This is a genomic window from Streptococcus marmotae, from assembly GCF_001623565.1.
Lineage (GTDB): Bacteria > Bacillota > Bacilli > Lactobacillales > Streptococcaceae > Streptococcus > Streptococcus marmotae.
Genome location: NZ_CP015196.1, coordinates 324,357 through 336,366, shown reverse-complemented (window position 1 = coordinate 336,366; position 12,010 = coordinate 324,357). Strand labels below are relative to the sequence as shown.

The 12,010-nt window shown below is 42.6% G+C and carries 7 protein-coding genes and 4 pseudogenes; 9 read left to right on the top strand and 2 right to left on the bottom strand.

Annotated elements, in window-relative coordinates:
* Window positions 1-163: 163 nt before the first annotated feature.
* From infB to A4H00_RS11355, 6 genes and pseudogenes are all read left to right on the top strand, one after another.
* Window positions 164-2,338: pseudogene (infB, locus tag A4H00_RS01685) on the top strand (translation initiation factor IF-2); the annotation flags it as partial.
* A 376-nt stretch (window positions 2,339-2,714) separates the two neighbouring features.
* Window positions 2,715-3,068 carry a 30S ribosome-binding factor RbfA gene (gene rbfA / locus A4H00_RS01680; RefSeq protein WP_067086512.1) on the top strand — a complete coding sequence of 118 codons (354 nt, stop codon included), beginning with the start codon at window positions 2,715-2,717 and terminating at the stop codon, window positions 3,066-3,068.
* A 148-nt stretch (window positions 3,069-3,216) separates the two neighbouring features.
* Window positions 3,217-3,558, top strand: a complete 342-nt coding sequence (locus A4H00_RS01675) for a metal-sulfur cluster assembly factor (protein ID WP_067086510.1) — start codon at window positions 3,217-3,219, stop codon at window positions 3,556-3,558.
* Between the two features lie 175 nt (window positions 3,559-3,733).
* Window positions 3,734-3,877: pseudogene (locus A4H00_RS11765) on the top strand (ISL3 family transposase); the annotation flags it as partial.
* Between the two features lie 74 nt (window positions 3,878-3,951).
* A protein-coding gene (locus A4H00_RS01665; RefSeq protein WP_099092148.1) for an IS3 family transposase occupies window positions 3,952-5,057 on the top strand; the annotation gives its coding sequence in 2 pieces (ribosomal slippage) (window positions 3,952-4,228 and window positions 4,228-5,057; 1,107 coding nt in all).
* A gap of 46 nt (window positions 5,058-5,103) precedes the next feature.
* A pseudogene (locus A4H00_RS11355) lies at window positions 5,104-6,216 on the top strand (ISL3 family transposase); the annotation flags it as partial.
* Window positions 6,217-6,258: 42 nt separating this feature from the next.
* Here A4H00_RS11355 and A4H00_RS01655 read toward each other — a convergent pair.
* Window positions 6,259-6,615, bottom strand: a pseudogene (locus tag A4H00_RS01655) (DUF6176 family protein); the annotation flags it as partial.
* A 47-nt stretch (window positions 6,616-6,662) separates the two neighbouring features.
* Window positions 6,663-8,378 carry a dihydroxy-acid dehydratase gene (gene ilvD / locus A4H00_RS01650; RefSeq protein WP_067086505.1) on the bottom strand — a complete coding sequence of 572 codons (1,716 nt, stop codon included), beginning with the start codon at window positions 8,376-8,378 and terminating at the stop codon, window positions 6,663-6,665.
* Window positions 8,379-8,655: 277 nt separating this feature from the next.
* Between ilvD and A4H00_RS01645 the strand changes: the two genes are divergently transcribed.
* The 3 genes from A4H00_RS01645 to ilvC all read left to right on the top strand — a co-directional run bounded on the left by A4H00_RS01645 (window position 8,656) and on the right by ilvC (window position 11,981).
* Complete coding sequence (locus tag A4H00_RS01645; RefSeq protein WP_067086502.1) at window positions 8,656-10,359, top strand: acetolactate synthase large subunit; 1,704 nt, start codon at window positions 8,656-8,658, stop codon at window positions 10,357-10,359.
* On the top strand, window positions 10,352-10,828 hold the full coding sequence (gene ilvN, locus A4H00_RS01640) for an acetolactate synthase small subunit (RefSeq protein ID WP_067086499.1): 477 nt from the start codon (window positions 10,352-10,354) through the stop codon (window positions 10,826-10,828). Before A4H00_RS01645 ends, ilvN begins: the two co-directional genes overlap by 8 nt.
* Before the next feature lie 130 nt (window positions 10,829-10,958).
* Window positions 10,959-11,981, top strand: a complete 1,023-nt coding sequence (ilvC, locus tag A4H00_RS01635; protein ID WP_067086497.1) for a ketol-acid reductoisomerase — start codon at window positions 10,959-10,961, stop codon at window positions 11,979-11,981.
* The last annotated feature ends 29 nt before the right edge of the window (window positions 11,982-12,010 follow it).

The following is a 12,010-nucleotide window of genomic DNA, read 5'->3' as shown; positions in this document are numbered from 1 at the left end:
ACGTCAGCAAGAGCAAGGCGCAAAAGGTCAGCAAAAACCACATCGTGACCGCAAAGAACAAGACCGCAGAAATAAGGGACAAAGCTTTGATAAGCGTTCGGCACAAGCGAGCCAACGTCCGAATCGTTCTGAACAACGTCCAAAAGTAGAAGAGCCACGAGCGAAAATTGATTTCAAAGCTCGAGCAGCAGCCTTAAAGGCAGAGCAACTGCAAGAATACGCTCGTACGAGTGAAGAACGCTTCCGCCAAGCACAGGAAGCGAAGAAGCAGCCGCAAAAGCCAAAAGAAATCAAGTTCGAAGAGCCTGTGATAGAGCCAAAACCGAAAAAGGTTGCGCCACCAGTCATCGAAGAACTACCTGCTGCAGACAAACGTCGGAAAAAACAAACTCGACCAGAAAAGCGTCGTGATGATTTTGATCACGAAGAAGAAGGTCCACGGAAACAACAAAAGAATCGAAATAGTCAAAATCAAGTGAGAAATCAAAGAAATAGTAACTGGAATCCAAACAAGAAAAACAAAAAAGGGAAACAACAAACGGTTGTGAAACCTGCCACTGAACGTAAGTTCCATGAATTACCGACTGAGTTTGAATACACATCAGGCATGACAGTCGCTGAAATTGCAAAACGCATCAAGCGTGAGCCGGCTGAAATTGTGAAGAAACTCTTTATGATGGGTGTGATGGCAACTCAAAACCAATCCTTGGACGGTGATACCATTGAATTATTGATGGTAGACTACGGAATCGAGGCCAAAGAAAAGATTGAAGTGGACAATGCGGATATCGAGCGTTTCTTCGTAGAAGAAGGCTACCTGAACGAAGAAGCAATGGTCGAACGTCCACCTGTAGTAACCATTATGGGACACGTTGACCACGGGAAAACGACTCTTTTAGATACCCTTCGGAATTCACGTGTCGCAACTGGCGAAGCTGGGGGAATCACGCAACATATCGGTGCCTACCAAATTGAAGAAGGTGGCAGAAAAATCACCTTCCTTGATACACCAGGACACGCGGCCTTTACAAGTATGCGTGCGCGTGGGGCATCGGTTACGGACTTAACGATTTTAGTCGTTGCCGCAGATGATGGCGTGATGCCACAGACGATTGAAGCAATCAATCACTCTAAAGCGGCTAATGTTCCAATCATTGTAGCCATTAACAAGATTGACAAGCCAGGTGCAAACCCTGAGCGGGTGATTGGTGAATTGGCAGAGCATGGTGTTATCTCAACAGCTTGGGGTGGCGACTGTGAATTTGTCGAAATTTCAGCCAAATTCAACCAAAATATTGATGAATTGCTAGAAACCGTTTTACTAGTTGCTGAAATCCAAGAGTTGAAAGCTGATCCAACTGTTCGTGCGATTGGTACTGTTATTGAAGCGCATTTGGATAAAGGTAAAGGTGCAGTAGCGACCCTTCTTGTTCAACAAGGTACCTTGAATGTGCAAGATCCGATTGTTGTCGGAAATACCTTTGGACGTGTTCGTGCCATGACCAATGACCTTGGTCGTCGTGTGAAAGTAGCTGGACCATCTACTCCAGTTTCGATTACAGGTCTAAATGAAGCGCCGATGGCTGGTGATCATTTTGCGGTTTATGAAGATGAAAAATCAGCGCGTGCGGCAGGGGAAGAACGTGCAAAACGTGCCCTCTTGAAACAACGTCAAATTACTCAACGTGTTAGTCTTGAGAACCTCTTTGATACTCTTAAAGCAGGAGAAGTCAAATCTGTTAATGTCATCATCAAGGCCGATGTACAAGGTTCGGTTGAAGCGCTCGCTTCTTCTCTTCAGAAGATTGAAGTAGAAGGTGTTCGTGTTAATATCGTCCATTCAGCAGTTGGTGCAATTAATGAATCTGATGTAACCTTGGCAGAAGCATCAAATGCCTTTATCATTGGATTTAGTGTTCGCCCTACACCGCAAGCACGCCAACAAGCAGAATCTGACGATGTCGAAATCCGTCTCCACAGTATCATCTACAAGGTTATCGAAGAGATGGAAGATGCGATGAAGGGGATGTTGGATCCTGAATATCAAGAAAAAATTATCGGTGAAGCACTCGTTCGTGAAACCTTTAAAGTTTCAAAAGTGGGCACCATCGGTGGATTTATGGTGATTAGCGGAAAAGTTACTCGTGACTCAAGCGTTCGTGTCATCCGAGATGGCGTTGTTGTCTTTGACGGAAAACTTGCGAGCTTGAAACATTTCAAAGATGACGTCAAAGAAATCACTAATGGCCGTGAAGGCGGACTCATGATTGACAACTACAACGACCTCAAAGTTGACGATGTCATCGAAGCCTACATCATGGAAGAGATTAAAAAATAAGATACAAAGCCCGTAAAACACCAAGTGAAAATAGCAAATCTGACATAGAGCCTGTAGGCTCTAGGAAGACTTGTCTTTTTCACACAGTGTTTAGGGTGTGTTCGGTTAGTTAAGATACAAAGCCCGTAAAGTGCTAAGCAAAATTAGGGGTTCTAACGACGGAGCGCTTGCTCCTAGGATGAACTCTCTATTTTGCACAGCACTTAGGGCGTGTTCAGTTAGCTAAGTAGTGAGAGCATAAAAAAGTCCTAGGTCCCCCAAGGGCATCCTGGTCTGTCCCACTCAAAAAGAAAGTTATCTCTTTAGACAGATTCATTAGATGATTCAGTTGCAGAGTGTTGGAAATTAGAAAATCCTTTAAAAAGGAGGAACGAATATGGCAAATCATTTTCGCATGGACCGTGTCGGCATGGAAATTAAACGTGAAGTCAATGAGATTTTACAAAAGAAAGTCCGTGATCCACGTGTCCAGGGCGTAACAATCACAGATGTGCAGATGCTTGGTGATTTATCTGTGGCTAAAGTGTATTACTCAATTATGAGTGATTTGGCTTCAGAAAATCAAAAAGCGCAGACAGGGCTTGAAAAGGCAAAAGGCACCATTAAACGGGAACTTGGCCACAAGCTCACCTTGTATAAAATCCCAGACCTTGTCTTTGAAAAAGACCAATCTATTGAATACGGGAATAAGATTGACCAAATGTTACGCGCATTAGAGAATAAAGATTAAAAACAGCCTTTTGGCTGCTTTTTTTGAAATGATTTCCATTATTCTTGAAAATTTTTAGGAAATATGAGAAAATATTACTCAAGAAAAATCAACAAGAGAAGCTGTTTTGGTTTTTGTATCAATAGAAAGAAGGTTGCAGAGGGGTAGAATGAGAGAAGATATCAAAATCAATGATCGCGCATTAGCATTGGAAGATCAATTGATTCAAACCTTAGAAAGCATTTATGACCCAGAAATTGAACTAGATATTTATAATCTGGGCCTGATTTATGAAATTCATCTAGATGAAAATGGATTTTGTAAAGTAGTCATGACGTTCACAGATGCTGGTTGTACCTGCTCGGAAACCTTGCCAGAAGAGCTGATTGATGCGCTAAAGAAGATTGACGGCATTGAAAATGCAGGGATTGAAGTTGTTTGGTCTCCTGTCTGGAAAATGACACGCATTAGCCGAATTGGCCGTATTACGCTGGGAATTAGCCCAAAATAAAGAGACTGAAAATGTTATTTCAGTCTCTTTTATCCTGTCGCTTTAAATCAGGGCTCTATAATATCTGTAGTGGGTACGCCCGCCACAGAGATTATGGAGCCTTTTTCAATGTGGAAAAAAAGTTCCATATGACCTATAATGAAAAGCGAAGAAACTATCATTTAGAAAGACTCATATGGAACAACTAAATCTTATCACAAATTTTCTCAAAATGAAAGACAAAAATATCACGATCACTAATGAATGCGACATGGGAACACACTTAGAACTCCACGGTCACTTGGATTACACAGCCCCTAAATGCCCTTCCTGCAAGGGACTGAATAGGTTACACTAAACTAGACAAAAATTATAAAGTGTTCTACACTGAACTAAAGAAAAGAGGAATCCCTTATGTCTAGAAAACCACGTCGTCACTTCACCGATGATTTCAAAAAACAAATCGTTGACCTTTACCAAGCAGGGAAAAAGCGTAGTGAGCTCATCAGAGAATATGAGCTAACCCCTTCAACCTTCGATAAGTGGGTGAAACAATCCAAAACAACTGGATCGTTTAAGACCGTTGATAACCTTACTGCTGAACAGCGCGAGCTGATTGCCCTCAGAAAACGAAACAAAGAGCTTGAAATGCAGGTTGACATCTTAAAGCAAGCAGCGGTGATTATGGCGCAAAAAGGGAAGTAATCACCGCTAATAAAGATAAATACAAAATTGTAGACATGTGCCGTTGCTTAAATATCCCGCGTTCTAGCTATTATTACAAAGCCGTTGAACCTGTATCTGAAGCAGAGATTGAAGGAAAGGTTAGAAACATTTTCTCTGAAAGCAAGTCCAGATACGGGGCTAGGAAAATCAAGAAATGCCTGGAAGCTGAAGGCATCTGCTTGTCTCTCCGACGGATTCGGCGCATCATGAAGCGCCTAAATTTGGTCTCTGTTTACCAGAAAGCTGTCTTCAAGCCTCGTTCTAAAGGGAAGAACGAAGCTCCCATTCCTAATCTCTTAGATCGACAATTCGACCAACACAAGCCTTTAGAAGCCCTTGTCACGGACTTGACCTATGTTCGTATAGACCAGCGTTGGGCTTACGTTTGCCTCATCATCGACCTCTTTAATCGAGAAATCATTGGCCTGTCAGTCGGTTGGCAGAAGACCGCAGATCTGGTAAAGCAAGCAATTCAGAGTATCCCTTATGCTTTAACCAAGGTCAATCTTTTTCATTCTGACCGTGGCAAGGAGTTCGATAATCAGCTGATTGATGAGATGCTAGTGGCCTTTGGTATCACCCGTTCTCTTAGTCAAGCTGGTTGCCCTTATGACAATGCCGTGGCTGAAAGCACCTACCGTGCTTTCAAGATTGAGTTTGTTTATCAAGAACAATTTTCAACACTGGAAGAACTGGCCATCAAGACAAGAGACTATGTCCACTGGTGGAACCATCATCGTATTCACGGTAGTCTCAATTACCAAACTCCCATAGCTAAGCGAGGTATCGCTTAAGAAAAACACTTTATAAGACTGTACAGAAAACTGTTGCCTTTTCAGACAAATGGCTAAGTACGACTTCCAGAAAGCCTCTAAAATCCCCTACTTAGAAACTGCTGGCTACCCGCTACTTATCCGCCTTCGAAAGCGTCGTTTCAAATGCAAGGAATGTGGGAAAATGGCGGTCGCTGAAACTCCTATTGTTAAGAAAAACCATCAAATCGCTGTCGCTGTCAACCAGAAAATCGCACAATTACTCATCGAAAAGCAAGCAATGACACATATCGCACACAGACTCTCCATTTCTACATCTACAGTTATTCGAAAACTCAATGAGTTTAAATTTGAAACGGATTGGGATAAGCTTCCAGAAGTCATGTCCTGGGATGAGTATGCCTTCAAGAAAGGGAAAATGAGCTTTATCGCTCAAGATTTTGACACAAATAACATCATCGCTATCCTTGATGGAAGAACGCAAGCAACCATCCGAAATCACTTTCTGAGATACCCTAGAAAGGTCAGAAACCGCGTTAAAATCATCACTATGGACATGTTTAGCCCCTATTATGTCCTCGCTAAGAAGCTTTTTCCGAATGCCAAAATAGTGCTTGATCGCTTCCACGTTGTGCAACATCTCAGCCGTGCTATGAACCGTGTCCGTACCCAAATCATGAATGCTTTTGACCGCAAATCGCATGAATACAAGACGCTCAAACGCTACTGGAAACTGGTACAACAAGATAGCCGTAAACTCAGTGACAAGCGGTTTTATCGCCCAACCTTTCGAATGCATTTGACCAATAAGGAAATCTTAGACAAGCTCCTATCCTACTCAGATGAGTTACGACAACATTATGAACTCTATCAACTTCTTTTATTCCATTTCCAAGAGAAGAATTCAGATCATTTCTTTGACCTAATTGAGCAAGAAATAGCCACTGTTAACCCTATTTTCCAGACGGTATTTAAGACGTTTCTAAAGGATAAGGACAAGGTTTTAAACGCCTTGGAATTGCCTTATTCCAACGCTAAATTGGAAGCTACCAATAATCTTATCAAAGTCATCAAGCGTAATGCCTTTGGATTTCGGAACTTTGAAAACTTCAAAAAGCGGATTGTGATTGCCATCAATATCAAAAAAGAGAAGACCAACTTGGTCCTCTCTAGATGTTAGCTGACATCTACCCACTACAGTTGACAAAGAGCCTAAATCAGCCTCTAGCTTTTCCATGGTTTCGATAATTGGTTTTGGAATCATGACGACCTGTGTATCTAAATCCTTGAAGCCAAAGCTGCTATCGATACATTCTTCCCAGTATTCCAGATGTTTCTTGTCAATTTCAGATTCAGAATCTTCGACATCAATACCACCTAGACCTTGGACAGCATACCAGTAGAGGTATTCTTGCCCGCCTAGAGTTTCTCTAAAAATTGTTTCGACATACATTTTCTCATTTTCAAGAGTCAGTAGGGTCTCTTCCATGTGACTATTTAGAAAGTTCATCCATTCATCAACGACTGCAGATTTTCCTTCCTTAACTTTAAAGCGAGTCAGTTCAACCTTGTAGTTCATATTATCCTTTCTCAAAAACCAGTCAGTGAAATGACTGGTTTTTTTGCTTATTTTTGCCCTGTTTCTTCGGTTTTCCAGAAGTCTGTAACGGCTCCTTTAGAAGCAGATGATACGATATGGGCATATTTCCCAAGTACGCCACGCGAGTAGAGTGGTGGGAGTGTTGTTTCTGCTTTTCGGCGTTCGATTTCTTCCTCAGATACAGCCATTGTGATTTCTTTGGTATCTTGGTCAACTGTTACGATATCGCCTGTGCGGAGGTAAGCAATTGGACCACCAACTTGAGCTTCAGGTGCAACGTGACCGACAACAAGGCCGTAAGTGCCACCTGAGAAGCGACCGTCTGTAATGAGAGCGACCTTATCCCCTTGCCCTTTTCCAACAATCATAGAAGATAGGGAGAGCATTTCTGGCATGCCAGGACCACCCTTTGGTCCAACAAAACGCACAACGACAACGTCCCCGTCTACAATTTCGTCGGATAATACGGCTTCAATCGCTTCTTCTTCAGAATCAAATACTTTAGCAGGACCGACATGACGGCGGACTTTCACTCCTGATACCTTGGCTACTGCACCATCAGGTGCTAGATTCCCTTTCAAGATAATCAGTGGACCATCTGCGCGTTTAGGATTCTCCAGTGGCATGATGACCTGTTGACCCGGTGTCAAATCATCGAAGGCTTCGAGATTTTCGGCAACAGTTTTACCAGTACAGGTGATTCGATCTCCATGTAGGAAGCCATGTTTCAGCAAGTATTTCATGACCGCAGGAACGCCACCGACTTCGTAAAGATCTTGGAAAACATATTTTCCAGATGGTTTCAGGTCAGCCAAATGTGGTACTTTTTCTTGGAAATCATTAAAATCTTCCAAGGTTAGTTCAACATTGGCTGCGTGAGCAATGGCAAGGAGGTGAAGAGTGGCATTGGTTGAGCCACCGAGTGCCATGGTGACGGTAATCGCATCTTCAAAGGCTTCTCGTGTTAAGATATCAGACGGTTTTAATCCCAGTTTTAGCATATTGACAACTGCGCGACCTGCTTCCTCAATATCTGCCTTCTTTTCTGTTGATTCAGCTGGATGTGATGAAGAACCTGGCAAGCTCATTCCAAGAACTTCGATAGCAGAGGCCATGGTATTAGCTGTGTACATTCCGCCACATCCACCAGGTCCTGGGCAGGCATTACATTCAAGGCGGCGCACTTCTTCGGCGGTCATATCACCGTGATTCCATTTTCCAATTCCTTCAAAAACAGAGACAAGGTCAATGTCTTTGCCGTCCAAATTGCCTGGTGCAATCGTTCCGCCGTAAGCAAAAATAGCAGGAATGTCCATGTTGGCAATGGCAATCATAGAGCCAGGCATATTTTTATCACAGCCCCCAATTGCTACGAAGGCATCAACGTTGTGCCCTCCCATAGCTGCTTCGATAGAGTCAGCAATAATATCACGGGATGGGAGAGAAAAACGCATTCCAGGAGTTCCCATGGCAATCCCGTCTGCAACAGTAATGGTTCCGTATTGGACTGGCCAAGCACCCGCATCTTTAATTCCTGTTTTGACAATTTTTCCAAAGTCGTGCAGGTGGATATTACATGGTGTATTTTCTGCCCAAGTTGAAATCACTCCGATGATTGGTTTTTCAAAATCTTTATCTTGCATCCCTGTAGCGCGCAACATGGCACGGTTTGGTGATTTAACCATGGAATCATAGACAGAACTACGGTGTCTTAACTCTTGTAATTTCTCGTTATCAGTCATTGGCTCTTCCTTTTCTTTCTATAATAGTTTCTTTACATTATAGCATAAATTTGTGTTTTATTGCATGGAAGATTAAAGAATTAGTAATTTCTGAATATTCAAATAATTATATCAGGGACTAGTGGTTTCGAAAAATGAATAAAATTGGGAATTTTCAGAAAATTATATTGACTTTATTTTTCATTGTGATATGATAGTACATAACTAAAATTTATCTAGTATTTTATGGTTGAGCGTGATACTATAGAAGATACTAGAGACGAGAGGAGGAGGAGAGTTGAACCAAGTTCAATTAGATGAAGTACGTTCGGGGTCGTATCTGATATTGGATACCTTGAAAAAATTGGGTGTTGACACCATTTTTGGTTATCCAGGTGGAGCAGTATTGCCACTCTATGATGAGATTTATCGCTTTAATGGTATTCAGCATGTGCTGGCACGCCACGAGCAAGGGGCAACCCATGAAGCAGAAGGTTACGCCAAGTCAACGGGAAAAATTGGCGTTGCTCTCGTTACGAGTGGTCCAGGGGCAACCAATGCCATTACTGGAATAGCCGATGCGATGGGAGATAGCGTGCCGATACTAGTTTTTACGGGGCAGGTCGCTACTCGAGGGATCGGTAAGGATGCCTTTCAGGAGGCAGATATCATTGGTATTACCATGCCGATCACCAAGTATAATTATCAGGTGCGGGATGCAGCAGAGATTCCCCGTGTGATTACCGAAGCAGTTCATATCGCGACAACAGGCCGTCCAGGTCCAGTAGTCATTGATATTCCAAAAGATATTCAAGAAGCTGTGGTTGATTTCTACTATGATGATACGGTTCAATTACCAAGTTATCAGCCGACAGTTCAACCAAATGGCTTGCAAGTGAAGAAGATTTTACAGCAACTCTCCATTTCCAAAAAACCTATCATTCTTGCAGGTGGTGGAGTGAATTATGCTAATGCTACGAAAGAATTGGTAGCCTTTGCGGAGCGCTACCGCATTCCAGTTGTCTCAACTCTTCTTGGTCTGGGAACCATTCCGATTCGGCATGAATTATCATTAGGAATGGGAGGGATGCATGGTTCTTATGCGTCAAACATGGCCTTGACCGATGCAGATTACATTATCAATATCGGGGCACGATTTGATGACCGCTTGACTGGTAATCCAAGCACTTTTGCAGTCCATTCGACAGTGGCACATATTGATATTGACCCAGCAGAAATTGGAAAAGTAGTGAAAACGCATATTCCAGTTGTAGGGGATGCCAAAGCAACGCTTGAAGCTCTACTAGCTCTTGAAACCGTAGAAACTGACCATGAAGAATGGACCAATCTGACCTTGGAAAATAAGCGCAAGGCACCCTTTGGCTACGATGAGGATTCGAACCACATTAAGCCACAAAAGGTTGTTGAGCTGATTGGTGAAATGACGAATGGCGATGCGATTATCGTAACGGACGTGGGTCAACACCAAATGTGGGCCGCTCAGTTTTATCCTTACAAACATGCGAGACAGCTGATTACTTCTGGTGGTATGGGTACGATGGGATTTGGGATTCCAGCAGCTATTGGTGCAAAATTGGCCAATCCAGAGCGAGAAGTCATTCTCTTCGTTGGAGATGGTGGTTTCCAAATGACCAACCAAGAATTAGCCATTTTGAATGGTTACCGAGTTCCTATTAAGGTGGTGCTGCTCAATAATCATTCGCTTGGGATGGTGCGTCAATGGCAAGAATCCTTCTATGAAGAACGCCGCAGTCAATCCGTCTTTGACGCAGAGCCGAATTTCCGTTTATTAGCAGAAGCCTATGGCATTCGCTATGAAAGTTGTACAGATCCAGCGACTTTAGCTGAAGATTTACAAGTGCTAAAAGAAGATAGACCGCTCTTACTAGAAGTTCATATTTCTAATAAAGAACATGTGCAACCAATGGTTCCAGCAGGCAAGAGTAATGCAGAAATGTTGGGGGTGAAGTTCCATGCGTAGAATGCTAACAGCAAAGTTGAGAAATTCATCTGGGGTATTGAACCGCTTTACAGGAGTCCTATCTCGTAGACAGATTAATATTGAATCCATCTCAGTGGGACCAACTGAAGTAGCAGAAATTTCTAGGGTGACGGTCATTATTGATGTCAAGACCATGGATGAAGTCGAGCAAATCATCAAGCAACTCAATCGCTTAATTGACGTAGTGCGTGTCAGGGATATTACGGATATTCCCCACTTGGAACGTGAAGTGCTTCTTGTTAAAATAGTAGCACCGCCTGCTAAGAGAGCAGAAATTTTAGCCATTATTCAGCCTTTCCGAGCAAGTGTCGTTGATGTAGCCCCTCATTCGATTACCATTCAGATGACGGGTGATGGAGATAAGATTGAAGCGCTTCTTAGAGTCATTCAACCTTACGGAATTAAAAATATCGCTCGCACAGGAGCGACAGGATTTAGTAGAGATTAATACTCTCTGAAATTGGAACAGGAGCAATTGACCTCTGACTTTGGAGAAGTTTGCTTGCGTTCGTACAGTTAAGAAAATATCCAAAAATAGTAAATTTAATGAAAATAAACTAGAAAAGAGAGAACAGATTATGGCAGTAGAAATGCAATATGAAAAAGATGTAACAGTAGCAGCACTTGATGGCAAAAAAATCGCCGTTATTGGATATGGTTCGCAAGGACATGCCCATGCGCAAAATTTGCGTGATACAGGGCATGATGTTATTATTGGTGTTCGTGCGGGTAAGTCATTTGACAAGGCAAAAGAAGATGGTTTTGAAACCTTTGAGGTAGCAGAAGCTGCAAAACAAGCAGATGTCATCATGATTCTTGCTCCAGATGAAATTCAAGCAGATTTGTATGCAGAAGAAGTGGCACCAAACTTGGAAGCAGGAAATGCCCTTGGTTTTGCTCATGGCTTTAACATTCATTTTGGCTTTATCAAAGTTCCTGCAGATGTTGATGTTTTCATGTGTGCTCCGAAAGGTCCAGGTCACTTGGTGCGTCGTACCTTTGAAGAAGGTTTTGGTGTGCCAGCTCTCTATGCCGTTTATCAAGATGCAACGGGTAACGCCAAGCACATTGCGATGGATTGGGCAAAAGGTGTTGGTTCAGCCCGTGTTGGACTTTTAGAAACAACCTTCAAGGAAGAAACAGAAGAAGACTTGTTTGGTGAGCAAGCTGTTCTCTGTGGTGGCTTAACTGCCTTGATGGAAGCAGGTTTTGAAGTCTTGACAGAAGCAGGTTATGCACCAGAATTAGCCTATTTTGAAGTATTGCATGAAATGAAATTGATTGTAGACTTGATTTACGAAGGTGGTTTCAAGAAAATGCGCCAGTCTATTTCAAATACGGCAGAATTTGGGGATTATGTATCAGGACCACGTGTGATTACAGACCAAGTGAAAGAAAACATGAAGGCTGTTCTTGCAGACATTCAATCAGGTAAATTTGCCAATGACTTTGTTGAAGACTATAAGGCAGGTCGTCCACGTATGGAAGAATACCGCAAGGCAGCAGCGGAGCTTGAAATTGAAAAAGTAGGTGCTGAATTGCGTAAAGCAATGCCATTTGTTGGTAAAAATGATGACGATGCCTTCAAAATCTATAATTGAGATGGAGCTTGGTCAAGTCAGATAGGATA